At 66.2% G+C, this 12,978-nt stretch carries 14 protein-coding genes; 10 read left to right on the forward strand and 4 right to left on the reverse strand.

The genetic code is table 11. The features are described from left to right. Window positions 1–53: 53 nt before the first annotated feature. A complete protein-coding gene (locus AB4Z42_RS00905; protein ID WP_442007248.1) occupies window positions 54–962 on the reverse strand; it encodes an SDR family NAD(P)-dependent oxidoreductase in 909 nt (302 codons plus the stop codon). Between the two features lie 96 nt (window positions 963–1,058). Between AB4Z42_RS00905 and AB4Z42_RS00910 the strand changes: the two genes are divergently transcribed. Together AB4Z42_RS00910 and groL are read left to right on the forward strand one after the other, a co-directional pair. Then, complete coding sequence (locus tag AB4Z42_RS00910; RefSeq protein ID WP_442007249.1) at window positions 1,059–1,622, forward strand: TetR/AcrR family transcriptional regulator; 564 nt, start codon at window positions 1,059–1,061, stop codon at window positions 1,620–1,622. A gap of 179 nt (window positions 1,623–1,801) precedes the next feature. Next, the gene (groL, locus tag AB4Z42_RS00915; protein ID WP_442007250.1) at window positions 1,802–3,427 is read left to right on the forward strand and encodes a chaperonin GroEL; all 1,626 of its coding nucleotides are present in this window, start codon (window positions 1,802–1,804) and stop codon (window positions 3,425–3,427) included. A gap of 131 nt (window positions 3,428–3,558) precedes the next feature. Here the strand turns inward: groL and AB4Z42_RS00920 are convergent, their stop codons facing one another. After that, complete coding sequence (locus tag AB4Z42_RS00920; RefSeq protein WP_442007251.1) at window positions 3,559–3,933, reverse strand: pyridoxamine 5'-phosphate oxidase family protein; 375 nt, start codon at window positions 3,931–3,933, stop codon at window positions 3,559–3,561. 59 nt (window positions 3,934–3,992) lie between these two features. Between AB4Z42_RS00920 and AB4Z42_RS00925 the strand changes: the two genes are divergently transcribed. Both AB4Z42_RS00925 and AB4Z42_RS00930 read left to right on the forward strand, forming a co-directional pair. Further along, window positions 3,993–4,994, forward strand: a complete 1,002-nt coding sequence (locus AB4Z42_RS00925; RefSeq protein WP_442007252.1) for a zinc-binding alcohol dehydrogenase family protein — start codon at window positions 3,993–3,995, stop codon at window positions 4,992–4,994. 14 nt (window positions 4,995–5,008) lie between these two features. Further along, the gene (locus tag AB4Z42_RS00930) at window positions 5,009–5,836 is read left to right on the forward strand and encodes an SDR family NAD(P)-dependent oxidoreductase (protein WP_442007253.1); all 828 of its coding nucleotides are present in this window, start codon (window positions 5,009–5,011) and stop codon (window positions 5,834–5,836) included. Here the strand turns inward: AB4Z42_RS00930 and AB4Z42_RS00935 are convergent. Continuing rightward, window positions 5,825–6,388: a carboxymuconolactone decarboxylase family protein gene (locus AB4Z42_RS00935; RefSeq protein WP_442007254.1), complete on the reverse strand. Its 564-nt coding sequence runs from the start codon at window positions 6,386–6,388 to the stop codon at window positions 5,825–5,827. The genes AB4Z42_RS00930 and AB4Z42_RS00935 overlap by 12 nt on opposite strands. Next, the gene (locus AB4Z42_RS00940) at window positions 6,385–8,112 is read right to left on the reverse strand and encodes an N-acyl-D-amino-acid deacylase family protein (protein ID WP_442007255.1); all 1,728 of its coding nucleotides are present in this window, start codon (window positions 8,110–8,112) and stop codon (window positions 6,385–6,387) included. The genes AB4Z42_RS00935 and AB4Z42_RS00940 overlap by 4 nt, the downstream gene beginning before the upstream one ends. A gap of 22 nt (window positions 8,113–8,134) precedes the next feature. On the opposite strand from AB4Z42_RS00940, the gene AB4Z42_RS00945 reads away from it, so the two are divergent. The 6 genes from AB4Z42_RS00945 to AB4Z42_RS00970 all read left to right on the forward strand — a co-directional run bounded on the left by AB4Z42_RS00945 (window position 8,135) and on the right by AB4Z42_RS00970 (window position 12,973). Further along, on the forward strand, window positions 8,135–8,524 hold the full coding sequence (locus AB4Z42_RS00945; RefSeq protein WP_442007256.1) for a VOC family protein: 390 nt from the start codon (window positions 8,135–8,137) through the stop codon (window positions 8,522–8,524). Between the two features lie 18 nt (window positions 8,525–8,542). After that, window positions 8,543–9,058: a mycothiol transferase gene (locus tag AB4Z42_RS00950; protein ID WP_442007257.1), complete on the forward strand. Its 516-nt coding sequence runs from the start codon at window positions 8,543–8,545 to the stop codon at window positions 9,056–9,058. After that, complete coding sequence (locus tag AB4Z42_RS00955; RefSeq protein ID WP_442007258.1) at window positions 9,055–9,624, forward strand: phosphoesterase PA-phosphatase; 570 nt, start codon at window positions 9,055–9,057, stop codon at window positions 9,622–9,624. Before AB4Z42_RS00950 ends, AB4Z42_RS00955 begins: the two co-directional genes overlap by 4 nt. A 10-nt stretch (window positions 9,625–9,634) precedes the next feature. Further along, entirely contained in the window at window positions 9,635–11,161 is a 1,527-nt protein-coding gene (locus AB4Z42_RS00960; RefSeq protein WP_442007259.1) for an aldehyde dehydrogenase family protein, read from the forward strand. A gap of 71 nt (window positions 11,162–11,232) precedes the next feature. Beyond that, window positions 11,233–12,090 carry a polyphosphate kinase 2 gene (ppk2, locus tag AB4Z42_RS00965; RefSeq protein WP_442007260.1) on the forward strand — a complete coding sequence of 286 codons (858 nt, stop codon included), beginning with the start codon at window positions 11,233–11,235 and terminating at the stop codon, window positions 12,088–12,090. 28 nt (window positions 12,091–12,118) lie between these two features. Further along, window positions 12,119–12,973, forward strand: a complete 855-nt coding sequence (locus tag AB4Z42_RS00970) for a hypothetical protein (RefSeq protein ID WP_442007261.1) — start codon at window positions 12,119–12,121, stop codon at window positions 12,971–12,973. Window positions 12,974–12,978 lie beyond the last annotated feature (5 nt).

Here is a 12,978-nt window from a genome sequence, read left to right on the forward strand (position 1 = left end):
GCGAACCGCGCGTTCGCTGCCGAGCTTCTACGCACCCATCCGCAGTTGACCGGTTAACCGACCGGATAGACGACCTTCGTCAGTTCCTCCGACACCGCCCATAGTCGCTTTTGCGCGTCGACGTCGTGGGAGGCGGCGTTGGATGGGACGAGCGTGGCGTATCCGCGCTGTTCGGCGAAACCGTCGGGGCCGAAGTACTGCCCGCCGACGACGTTCGGATCGGTTGCCGCCCGCAGGGTCGGCAGCGCACCCATATCGGCGCCCTGGAAGAACGGCCGGGCCAGTGCCGTCAACGGCTGTACCAGCCGCGGGAGATTACGCATCAACTCGGTGTTGGATCCGCCGGGGTGCGCCGCGGTGGCGATGGTCTTGGTGCCGTCCAGTCGCCGCTGCAATTCGTAGGTGAACAGCAGATTGGCGAGCTTGGACTGCCCGTATGCGCGGAACCGGTTGTAGCCGCGCTCCCACTGGAGGTCGTCGAAGCGGATGGCGTCGATCAGGCGATGACCGGTGCTGCTCACGGTCACCACGCGCGAGCCCGGCGTGGCGAGCACGCGGTCGAGCAGCAGACCGGTGAAGGCGAAGTGGCCCAGATGGTTTGTGCCGAACTGCAATTCGAAGCCGTCCTTGGTGGTCGACTTGGGTGTGAACATCACGCCGGCGTTGTTGATCAGCAGATCGATGGTGTCGTTTGCGGCGCGCAGGTCGTCGGCGGCGGTGCGGACGGAGTCCAGCGATGTCAGGTCCAGTTCCTGCAACGCGACACTCGCCCCGGGGGTGGCCTGGCCGATGCGCCGTACGGCTTCGCGGCCCTTGTCGAGATTGCGGACGGCGAGTACGACGTGCGCACCCTTGGCCGCGAGCGCGGCCGCGGTCTCGTATCCCAGGCCGGTATTGGCGCCGGTGATGACGGCGGTACGTCCGCTCTGATCGGGTATGTCGGCGGTGTTCCACTTGGACATGAGGTCTCCTCGGTAAAGTGTTAAGCGGAGCGTGCGCCCCGGTTGCGTCCGATCATACGGAACGCGCGCCCCGCTTAGTCCATTCCCGAGGGAGACATGACCGAAACCGAGCGACCGCTGCGCGCAGACGCGGCCCGCAATCGCGCTCGCGTGCTCGAGGTCGCCTACGAGACCTTCGCCGCGGATGGGCTCGCGGTGCCGATAGACGAGATCGCCAGGCGCGCCGGCGTCGGCGCGGGGACGGTCTACCGGCACTTCCCGACGAAAGAGGATCTGTACCGGGCCGTCGTCGAAAACCGGATCCGCGGGATCGTCGACAACGGCCGTGCGCTGGCGGACGGCGGGGACCGCGGGGAGGCGCTCTTCGACTTTCTTCGGTCGATGGTCCTCGACTGGGGCGCCACCGATCAGGGATTGACCGACGCGCTCGCGGGCCAGGGCATCGACGTCGCCACGGTTATGCCAGAGGCAGAAGAGCTGTTTCTCGGTCTACTCGACGAGCTGTTACGCGCGGCGCAGGACGCGGGAACCGTGCGCCGCGATGTGGACGTGCGCGACCTCAAGGCGTTGGTCGTCGGATCCCAGGCCATGCAGGCCTATCGCCCTGCGGGGGCCAAGCGACTGTTTGAGGTGATCGTGGACGGGCTGCGGACCCGGTAGCGACCTTGCACTCGCCATGGCCGAGTGCTAAAAATAGAACTGGCACTCGCGATCGGTGAGTGCTAGGTCGGGAAGGTGAGACCGGGGCCGCACCTGCGGGAGCACACCCCAGTCGTCCGTCGCGGGCACCGAGCCCGACCAACAAACGTGCCATCCCCTAACGGAGGAATCACTTCGCAATGGCCAAGACAATTGCGTATGACGAAGAGGCCCGCCGCGGCCTCGAGCGGGGACTCAACGCCCTCGCCGACGCGGTAAAGGTGACGCTGGGCCCCAAGGGCCGCAACGTCGTCCTCGAGAAGAAGTGGGGCGCCCCCACGATCACCAACGATGGTGTGTCCATCGCCAAGGAGATCGAGCTGGAGGACCCGTACGAGAAGATCGGCGCAGAGCTGGTCAAGGAAGTCGCCAAGAAGACCGACGACGTCGCGGGTGACGGCACCACCACCGCCACCGTTCTGGCTCAGGCACTCGTTCGCGAGGGTCTGCGCAACGTGGCCGCCGGCGCCAACCCGCTCGGCCTGAAGCGCGGCATCGAGAAGGCCGTCGAGAAGATCACCGAGACGCTGCTCAAGTCGGCCAAAGAGGTCGAGACCAAGGAGCAGATCGCTGCCACCGCCGCCATCTCCGCGGGCGATGTCCAGATCGGCGAGCTGATCGCCGAGGCCATGGACAAGGTCGGCAACGAGGGTGTCATCACCGTCGAGGAGTCCAACACCTTCGGCCTGCAGCTGGAGCTCACCGAAGGCATGCGCTTCGACAAGGGCTACATCTCGGGTTACTTCGTCACCGACGCCGAGCGTCAGGAAGCGGTCCTCGAGGATCCGTACATCCTGCTCGTTTCGTCGAAGGTTTCGACGGTCAAGGACCTGCTGCCGCTGCTGGAGAAGGTCATCCAGTCGGGCAAGCCGCTGCTGATCATCGCCGAGGATGTCGAGGGCGAAGCCCTCTCCACCCTGGTGGTCAACAAGATCCGTGGCACCTTCAAGTCCGTCGCCGTCAAGGCACCTGGCTTCGGTGACCGCCGTAAGGCCATGCTGCAGGACATCGCGATCCTGACCGGTGGCCAGGTCATCAGCGAGGAGGTCGGCCTCTCGCTCGAGACCGCTGACGTCGCGCTGCTTGGTCAGGCCCGCAAGGTCGTCGTGACCAAGGACGAGACCACGGTCATCGAGGGTGCCGGCGATTCCGACGCCATCGCGGGCCGCGTGGCCCAGATCCGCGCCGAGATCGAGAACAGCGACTCCGACTACGACCGCGAGAAGCTGCAGGAGCGCCTGGCCAAGCTGGCCGGCGGTGTTGCGGTGATCAAGGCCGGAGCTGCCACCGAGGTGGAGCTCAAGGAGCGCAAGCACCGCATCGAGGACGCCGTTCGCAACGCGAAGGCCGCCGTCGAAGAGGGCATCGTCGCCGGTGGCGGCGTTGCGCTGCTGCAGTCGGCTCCTGCGCTCGACGAGCTGAAGCTCACGGGTGACGAGGCCACCGGCGCCAACATCGTCCGCGTGGCGCTGTCGGCTCCGCTGAAGCAGATCGCCTTCAACGGTGGGCTCGAGCCCGGCGTTGTCGCCGAGAAGGTCACCAATTCCAAGCCGGGTGTTGGCCTCAACGCCGCCACCGGCGAGTACGAGGACCTGCTCAAGGCTGGCGTGGCCGACCCGGTCAAGGTGACGCGTTCGGCGCTGCAGAACGCGGCGTCCATCGCGGCGCTGTTCCTGACCACCGAGGCCGTTGTCGCCGACAAGCCGGAGAAGGCGGCCGCACCTGCGGGCGACCCGACCGGTGGCATGGGCGGCATGGACTTCTAAGTCTGTCCAACGGAAAAGCCCCGGCTCGCTTGGCGAGTCGGGGCTTTTTCTTTCCTACTCCGCGCCGAACGTGGGTTACCCGCACGCTATCTCGCGAAAAGCGTGACACAAGCCCACACCCGGCGAGCGGGCTATTTCTTGAGGGGCAGGCAGTCGTGAAGACCGTCGGGGCTCGTTGCGGCGGAGTCCGATGTGGCCCTGCGATGCATGACCGCGCGGGTCGGGACGACTTTCATTCCGTCATCGAATAGTTCGGCGCGGCCGTCGACGATCAGGGTGTACCCGCCGGGTTCGGCCGGTGGCCACACGACGGTGACGTCGGGATGCTCGCCTGCGTTGCGGCGGGTGCCCGACCCCATCTGGCCGACATCGAATGCGCCCGCCGTGAGCACCGGTTCGACAGCGACGGTGTGCGCGCGGTAGTCGTCGCCGACGGTGATCAGATAGCCGAACGTGTAATCCGCCAGCGCGTCGGCGAGTTTGTCCAGATCCACCTTGACGCTCATAAGCCGAGGATACGAGCCGAGGGGAAGTTTTATGCCGCACCCCGGCGTTGAGCGAAAACATGACCACGATGACCGCGATCGGATCGTTCGCCGCCAAGCCCATCGATGACGACGAAGCCCTGCTGGATGTCACTGTCGACGTGCCCGAACTCCGACCGCGAGACGTGCTGGTCCGTGTGCTCGCCGTCTCGGTGAACCCCGCCGACGTCAAGGTGCGCGCCGATCTGAAGCCGTCGTCCGCACCTGCCATTCTCGGGTACGACGCCGCCGGGGTGGTGGAAGCCGTTGGGCCGCAGGTGGAAACGCTGTCCGTCGGCGATGAGGTCTGGTACGCAGGCGACCTCACACGTCAGGGCAGCAACGCCCAGTTCCAGGCGGTCGACGAGCGCATCGTCTCGCGCAAGCCCACGTCGCTGTCGTTCGCCGATGCGGCGGCACTGCCGTTGACGACCATCACCGCGTGGGAGACGCTGTTCGATCGATTCGGCCTGACCAAGGACTCGACCGGCGACCTGCTGGTGCTCGCGGCCGCGGGCGGGGTCGGCTCCATCATGATCCAGTTGGCGAAGGCGCTGACCGGCGTCCGAGTGATCGCGACGGCGAGCCGCGACGCGTCGCGTGCATGGGCCGAACGCATGGGCGCCGACGCCGTCATCAACCACCACAACCTGCGCGAGGAGGCGCTCGCTGTCGCCCCCGGCGGCGTCGACTACCTCTTCTCTCCGCACTCGAAGGACAACATCACCGACTACGCCGCGATCGTCAGGCCGTTCGGCCACATCACCGCGATCGACGAACCACCGGGCCTCGACCTGCTCGAACTCAAGCAGAAGAGCATCGCGTGGCATTGGGAACTGATGTTCACCCGCTCGATGTTCGAGACGCCGGACATGATCGAGCAGCAGCGCCTGCTGGCCCGTACCGCGGCACTCGTCGATGACGGCGCACTGCGTACGACGGTCACCAAGACGATTGGCGAGTTCACGGCGGCCGGTTTTCGCGAAGCGCACCGCGATGTCGAGACGGGACGGATGACCGGCAAGGTGGTCGTCACCCGCTGAGCTAGCGTCAACCCATGCCGCTACCGAAGCCCTCGCCCACCACCACCGCTGTCGTGACCGGAGCATCGTCGGGAATCGGCGCAGATATCGCCCGTGAGCTCGCGGGCCGTGGCCACGGCGTCACGCTGGTCGCGCGCCGCGAGGACAAGCTGCGCGATCTGGCCGCCGAACTGGGCGACGCCGTGCGCGTCGAGGTGATCGCCTGCGACGTCGCCGACCCCGATGCGCGCGCCGCGCTGTTCGACGAGATCGAGGGCCGTGGTCTGACCATCGACATCCTGGTGAACAACGCGGGTATCGGCACGATGGGCGCGATCGAGCGGTCAACACCCGCCGCCGAAATCGCTCAGGTGCGCGTGAACGTCGAGGCCGTGATCGACCTGACCACGCGCGCGGTCCAGCAGATGGTGCCGCGTGGCCGCGGTGCCATCCTCAACGTCGGGTCCACCGCGGGCTTCCACCCGTTTCCGGGACAGGCCGGCTACGCGGGCACAAAAGCTTTCGTGAACACCTACACCGAGGGCGTGCGCGGTGAGCTGGCAGGCACGGGCGTCACCGTCGCGACCTTGTGCCCGGGGCCGGTACGCACAGAGTTCGTGAAATCGGCTGGTATGGACGAGGACAAGTTCGAGGCCGCGTTTCCGAAGTTCCTATGGATGCCGTCGCGCGACGTGGCAAGGGCCGGTGTCGACGCGCTCGAGCATGATCGTGGATCGGTGATCGCGGGCAAGCGCAATGTGCTCAGTACCCGTCTGATGCAAGCACTTCCGCGGCCGGTGTTGCTCAAGACGCTCGCCGGTAACCACCCGGCCCTGCGCCGCGACCGTAGGTCAGTGGGCTGACTCCGGCCACCGTCGCATCCAGCCTTCGGTCGGTAGCGCCATCCCGTTGCACAGTGTGCAGATGGTGCGATACCAGCCGACGGCTATCAGCAATTCCAGTCGCTGCTCATCAGTGAGGCTGTCTCCCAGTCGATTCCATGTCTGCTCGGACCACGATCCGGTGCTCTCCAATTCGTCGACGGCCGCGATCAGCATCCGTTCGGAATCGCCCCACCGCTGGTCCTCGGCGCTGCCGGTGACCAGTGCGTCGCATTCCTCGTCGCTGACGCCCGCGATCGGGCCCCAGAACGCGGCCTGTCCGCCCCATTCGTACTCGCAGCGCACCAGTGCGCATATCCGGAGAATCGCGATCGTGCGCAACCGCGCCGGCAAAAGCGCTTCGATGTAAAGGGATTCGCCGAGCTTGCGCAGCCGCGACGCCAGATTGGGGTGCCGCTGCAGGCACCGCACCAGCAGCAGGGGTTCATATGTCCGGTCGGGATGTCCCCAGCTGGTGATGCCCGCGGCGTCCTCGTCGCTCCACGGCGGAGCGACGGGAGAGACTCTGCTCATGCGCTCGCCGGTGCGGGCTGGCGGCCGCGGATCAACTTGCCGGGACGGGCGGCGGTCGGTTCGCCATTCTCGCTGATGACCTCACCGGACACCATCGTCATCACATAGCCGTCGGCGGTCTGGTCCAGGCGGCGACCGCCCGCGGGCAGATCGGATTTGACGGTCGGCCGATGCAGACGCATCGCAGCGGCGTCGATGATGTTGATGTCCGCCTTGTACCCGACGGCGAGGCGACCACGGTCGTTCAGCCCGCCGATCCGGGCGGGTACTGACGTGAGCTCCTTGATGACCTGCGTGAGCGATAGCCGTCCTGACTCGCGGTCGCGGACCCAGTGTGTCAGCAGGTACGTGGGAAAGCTTGCGTCGCAGATCATTCCGTAGTGCGCACCGCCGTCGCCGAGACCGAGCACTACGTCGTCGCGCTGAATGAGTTCGGCGACGGTGTCCAGAGACTGGTCGCGGAAATTGGCCAAAGTGACCAGCAGCATCGCGTGACCGTCGTCGTCGAGAAGGCGGTCGTATGCCTCCTCCAACGGATTCACCCCGCGCGCGGAGGCCCGTGCACCGATCGAATCCGACGCCGCCGGTTCATAGTTCGGCGGATCGCCGAGCGGGAACATGTAGTTCCACGCCTGGGCGGCGAACATCAACGGATGTCCGTCGCTGCTCGGGGTATCGGTGAGAATGCGTTCGCGCACTTGCGGGTCGCGCATCTTGGCGACGCGTTCGGCCAGCGGCAGGTCCGCGATCTCCTGGTAGGACGGGTACATCACAAACGGATTACCCGACAGATCCAGGCCGAGGATCAGACCGATGGGCCGCGGGAAGATCTGGCCGGTGACGTCTCCGCCGTTCGCGTTGGCCTTCTCCACCATGGTCAGCGCGTCGAGGTGGATCGGCGGGCCTGCGTTGCCGATCGCCATCGTGAACGTCACGGGTAGCCCGACAACGCCCGCGACGTCGAACACCGCGCCAAGGGACGCTTCGTAGTCACCCGCCATCAGGTCAGGCACGAACTGCAGCAGCCCGCCGCCGGCGTCGTCCACGCCGCGCGCGATCGCCTCGATCTCCGCATAGTCCACGTTGTAGCTCGGGATCGGTTGTCCCTTGATGGTTTTGTGCAGGGTCAGGCGCGATGATGCGAAGCCGAGCGCACCGGCCCGCACAGCTTCGGCCGCGAGTTTGCGCATCAGCGAAAGGTCTTCGTCGGTTGCGGGCTCGCGGTCCACCCCGCGCTGCCCCATCACGTACACCCGCAGCGGGGAGTGCGGAAGGAAAGCGGCCACGTCAATGTCACGGCGGCGCGAGTCGAGCGCGTCGAGAAATTCGGGGAACGTCTCCCACGTCCACGGCAGCCCGTCGACCATCACGACGCCAGGGATGTCCTCGACGCCGGCCATGACGTCGACGAGCACGTCGTGGTCCTCGGGGCGGCACGGGGCGAAGCCCACGCCGCAGTTGCCCATCACGGCGGTCGTCACACCGTGCGCGGACGACGGCGTCATGCGATCGCTCCAGATGGCCTGGCCGTCGTAGTGCGTGTGCAGGTCGACGAAGCCGGGTGTGACGAGCAGGCCCGTCGCGTCGATCTCCCGCTCACCAGTGCCTTCCACGGCGCCAACCGCCTCGATCACGCCGTCGGAGACCGCGACATCGCCGATGTAGGGGTCACCGCCCAGGCCGTCCACGATGGTGCCGTTGCGAATGACCAATTCGAATGTCATACATCGAATCTACGATGGCCGGGTGATTGACCACTTCGGAATCAACTGTGCGAACTGGGATGAATCCAAAGCCTTCTACGACAAAGTCCTCGGGGCGCTCGGATACACCCGCCAAATGGACTTTGAGGTAGCCATCGGTTACGGCACGGCAGGCAAGCCCGACTTCTGGATCGCCGATATGGCCGCCGGCGAGGCGGGCGGGCCCAACCGTGAGGTGCACTTCGCGTTCCAGGCCGCCGACACCGACGCCGTGCAGGCGTTTTACGATGCTGCGGTCGAGGCGGGCGCCGAATCGCTGCATGAGCCCCGGCTGTGGCCGGAGTATCACCCCGGCTACTTCGGCGCTTTCGTACGCGACCCCGACGGCAACAACATCGAAGCGGTGTTCCACGGCGCACAGCCGAATGGCTGAACTGGGTACGGTCAGGGCATGGCTACCTCTGATGCGACGGCGGTGCGCGCACTGCTTCGGGACTCCTTCACCCGGCTGATCGAGCATGTCGAGGGGCTGACCGACGGACTGACGGACGAGGTGGCGTTCTTCAGGCCGACCGCGAATGCGAACAGCATCTCGTGGTTGATCTGGCACAGCGCACGTCAGCACGACCTCCAGCTGGCGGGCATCGCTGGCACCGAACAGGTGTGGTTCTCCGACGGCTGGGTCGACCGGTTCGGCCTCGACCTGCCGCGCGATGCGATGGGTTACGGCGACGGCCCCGACGAGGTTGACAAGGTGCGCGCGTCGGCAGACCTGCTGGCCGGCTACTACTTCGCCGTACACAAGGCGACGCTCGAATACCTCGCCTCGGTCACGCCCGAAGAGCTGGACCGCGTCGTCGACGACAACTGGGATCCGCCGGTGACGGCAGGCGTGCGCTTGGTGAGCATCGTCGATGACAGTGCTCAGCACCTGGGGCAGGCGGCCTACGTGCGCGGCATCGTGTGATTCGGTGGTGGTGGCCGCCGATCGGGTTGGCCGCGATGATCCTGCTCGGACTGGTGGTGGGCAAGAGTTCCACCCCTCTCGACGACTGGTTCGACAGGTTCGGCCACACCCCTGTCCGGTTTCTGACCTATCTCGCGAACCCGCTGGCGCTCGCTGCGATCGGGCTCACGGTGGTGGGCGTGGCCCTGTTTCGACGGTGGTGGCTGTTTGCGGCGCTCGCTGTGGTGTGCCCGCCGGCCGCGTATTGGCTGGTGCAGTTCATCAAGCCGTTGTTCGGGCGCGCGGTGGACGACGGTCTGGCCTACCCGAGTGGCCACATCACGCTGACGACGGTCGTGCTGGGTTTCTTCGTCCTGGTCGCAGGTGTTGCGCTGTGGGCGTTGCTCATCGGGGTCGCGTACGTCGCGCTCGCCATGCTTGGTGTGGGATCGACGTTCCACTACTTCACCGACACAGTGGGCGGAATGCTGTTGGGTACGACGATCGTGTGCGTCGCGGCGCTCATCGCCCGGCATGACTTGACACGTGTCAACCCCGCTGCGATCCACGTCACACGCGGTAGCTAGCATAGAGGTCATGACCGCGACGCCAGATGTTGATCTACCCCCGGAATCGCAAGCCACCACCGTCCGCAATCCCGCGACCGGCGCCGTAGCCGGGACCGTGCGGTGGACCGACCCCGCCGACGTGCCGCGCATCGCCGCGGGCCTGCGTCGTGCGCAGCGCGAGTGGGAGGCCCGCGGCGCGAAGGGCCGCGCCAAGGTGCTGGCCCGTTTCGCCGTGTGGATGGGCGAGCACCGCGACGAAATCGAAGAGCTTCTGATCAAGGAGACCGGCAAGTCGGCGACCGACGCCGCCCAAGAGGTGCCGTTGCTGATCATGATCGCCTCGTATTACATCAAGACCATGGAGAAGGCGCTCGCGCCCGAGACCCGGCCTGCGTCGCTGCCATTCCTGAACATCAAGAAGGTGGCGGTGCATTACCGGCCGCGCCCGGTCGTCGCCATCGTCGCGCCGTGGAACTACCCCGTCGCCAACCTTCTGATGGACGGCATCGCCGCGTTGGCGGCGGGCTGCGCGGTCCTGCTCAAACCCTCGGAGCGCACCCCGCTGACCGCAGAGCTGCTGTTGCGCGGCTGGACCGACTCGGGTGCCCCCGAGGTCATGGCGATTGTTCAGGGGGCGAGGGACGCCGTCGAGGCCGTGGTCGACAACGCCGACTACATCCAGTTCACCGGCTCGTCCGCCACGGGCGCGAAGGTGGCCGAACGCGCCGCCCGCAAGCTCACCCCGATCAGCCTGGAACTCGGTGGCAAGGACCCGATGATCGTGCTCGAGGACGCTGACGTCGACCTGGCCGCGCACGCGGCGGTCTGGGGCGCGTTCTTCAATGCCGGGCAGACGTGCGTGTCCGTCGAGCGGGTGTACGTGCTCGACTCGGTCTACGAGGAGTTCGTCGCCGCCGTCGTGCGTGACGTCAAGAATCTGAAGATGGGGGCCGGCGACGGGCACGATTTCGGCGCGCTGATCGACGAATCCCAACTCACCGTGACCGAGCGTCATGTCGCCGACGCCGTCGCCAAGGGCGCAAAGGTGCTCACCGGCGGCAAGCGCGCAGCCGGACCCGGCAGCTTCTATGAGCCGACGGTGCTCGTCGACGTCGACCACACGATGGACGCCATGACCGAGGAGACGTTCGGCCCAACGCTGCCCATCATGAAGGTGTCCACCGTCGCCGAAGCGGTGCGACTGTCGAACGACAGCCCGTACGGCCTCAGCGCATCGGTGTTCTCGAAGGATATCGAGCGTGCGAAAGACGTTGCGGTGGAGCTGGATTGTGGCGCAGTCAACATCAACGACGTCATCTCGAACCTGATGTGCACCACTGCGCCGATGGGCGGATGGAAGACCTCGGGAATTGGAGCCCGCTTCGGCGGCGCCGACGGTCTGCGCAAGTTCTGCCGTCAGGAAGCAGTCATCGCTCCCCGAACCAATGTGGGTGCCGGCGGCAACTACTACAACAACTCGCTACGGGCGCTCAAGCGGATGAACACGATGATGACGAAGTTCGCACTGATCCGGCCCAAGCGCACCGCCAAATAGCATCACCGGGCGCCATCGGCCGTTCATCTTCTCGTCACCCTTGCTTACGCGTGGGTAGATACTTTCTGCCGGTGATTCTGGATTCAACGGGCTACACCGTGCGCGATGACGATGACGACGACCCCGAGCTGATCCTTCAGCCCAGCGGAGAGGTCGTCGACACGTGGCGGGAGAACTATCCGTACGACAGGCGGATGTCGCGCGAAGAGTACGAGGAGCAGAAGCGGCTCCTTCAGATCGAACTGCTGAAGCTCCAGAAGTGGAGCCAGGCTCACGGGCACCGGCACGTCATCGTGTTCGAGGGCCGCGACGCGGCGGGCAAGGGCGGCACGATCAAGCGGTTCACGGAGCATCTGAACCCGCGCGGTGCCCGGGTGGTGGCGCTGGAGAAGCCCACCGAGAAGGAACGCACCCAGTGGTACTTCCAGCGCTATGTGCAGCACCTGCCCAACGCTGGCGAGATCGTGATGTTCGACCGCTCCTGGTACAACCGCGCCGGCGTGGAACGGGTGATGGGGTTCTGCAATGCCAAGCAGCACGCCGAGTTCATCCGCCAGGCGCCGCTGTTCGAGCAGATGCTGGTCAACGACGGCATCAGCCTGACCAAGCTGTGGTTCTCCGTGACGTCCTCCGAGCAGCGCACCCGGTTCACGATCCGCCAGGTCGACCCGGTCCGGCAGTGGAAGCTGTCGCCGACCGACCTTGCCTCGCTGGACAAATGGGATGACTACACCGCGGCCAAGGAAGACATGTTCGCGTGGACGGACACCGAGGTCGCGCCGTGGACCGTCGTCAAGAGCAACGACAAGAAGCGTGCACGCGTCAATGCCATGCGCCACGTATTGAGTAAGTTCGACTACGACAACAAGGACCACGAGGTGGTCGGCAGGCCCGACCCCCTCATCGTGGGACGTGCCCTTGCGGATTGATCGCAGCGCGTCCCGTTAGGGAGGACGCGTGCGGTTCGTCGTGACGGCGTTCCTGTGGCTCGTCACGACCGTTCTGCTCGCCGTGGCGGTCCCGACGATGTGGGCGCAGCGGACTGTGGTGAGCGAGGACGGCTACGCCGCGCTGGCGACGGCTGCGGCGCACGATCCGAAACTGCAGCGGGCCATGGCGTCGGAGTTGACGACGCAGATCATCGCGTTCGCCGCGAGCAACGGATACGGCACCCTGAACAGGGACCTGGTGTCCGGCGTCGTCACGGCCTACACGACCAACGACGGATTCCCCGGGCAGTTCGCGCAGGCCAACCGGATCGCGCATCGCTGGATGTTCACCGACTCGGTTCAGCACGAGGACGGTTCGGGTGGCCGCTGGCTCGTCGACATCGCGCCGATGCTCAACGATCCGTCGATCAAGCAGACACTCGGCGATCTCGACCTCGACGTTCCGCAGACGCTGGAGGTGCCGATCGCGGTACCCGAGTCCTCGGCGCTGCGGCCCGGCCAGTTGAAGATGTTGTCGACCTGGGGGCCGTGGGTGAGTGTCGGGTCCACGATACTGGCGGGCATAGCCGCGCTGCTGATGCTGGCCGCGGCTCGATCGCGGGGTAAAGCGCTTGCAGCACTGGGAGTTTCGGCGCTGCTGATCGGTGCCGGCGGGTGGGCGGCGCTCGAGGTGTCGCGGAGCTACGTCAACTACGCACTGAACCAGACGGTCGGCGACATCCGGCAGGTCGCCGAGGTCATGGTCGGCCAGGCCGACGCGAGCATGCACCACTGGTGCAACCTCACCCTCGCCGCAGGCGGTGTGCTCGTGGTGTTCGCGGTCGCGATATCGCTGCTCGGCGGTCTGCGCCGGCGCGAATAGGCGCC

Source organism: Mycobacterium sp. 2YAF39, assembly GCF_052114565.1.
Classification (GTDB): Bacteria; Actinomycetota; Actinomycetes; order Mycobacteriales; family Mycobacteriaceae; genus Mycobacterium.

Coding starts and splice junctions, on each gene's coding strand:
- AB4Z42_RS00905 (WP_442007248.1), bottom strand. CDS start 962: ATGTCCAAGTGGAACACCGCCGACATACCCGATCAGAGCGGACGTACC.
- AB4Z42_RS00910 (WP_442007249.1), top strand. CDS start 1,059: ATGACCGAAACCGAGCGACCGCTGCGCGCAGACGCGGCCCGCAATCGC.
- groL (WP_442007250.1), top strand. CDS start 1,802: ATGGCCAAGACAATTGCGTATGACGAAGAGGCCCGCCGCGGCCTCGAG.
- AB4Z42_RS00920 (WP_442007251.1), bottom strand. CDS start 3,933: ATGAGCGTCAAGGTGGATCTGGACAAACTCGCCGACGCGCTGGCGGAT.
- AB4Z42_RS00925 (WP_442007252.1), top strand. CDS start 3,993: ATGACCACGATGACCGCGATCGGATCGTTCGCCGCCAAGCCCATCGAT.
- AB4Z42_RS00930 (WP_442007253.1), top strand. CDS start 5,009: ATGCCGCTACCGAAGCCCTCGCCCACCACCACCGCTGTCGTGACCGGA.
- AB4Z42_RS00935 (WP_442007254.1), bottom strand. CDS start 6,388: ATGAGCAGAGTCTCTCCCGTCGCTCCGCCGTGGAGCGACGAGGACGCC.
- AB4Z42_RS00940 (WP_442007255.1), bottom strand. CDS start 8,112: ATGACATTCGAATTGGTCATTCGCAACGGCACCATCGTGGACGGCCTG.
- AB4Z42_RS00950 (WP_442007257.1), top strand. CDS start 8,543: ATGGCTACCTCTGATGCGACGGCGGTGCGCGCACTGCTTCGGGACTCC.
- AB4Z42_RS00960 (WP_442007259.1), top strand. CDS start 9,635: ATGACCGCGACGCCAGATGTTGATCTACCCCCGGAATCGCAAGCCACC.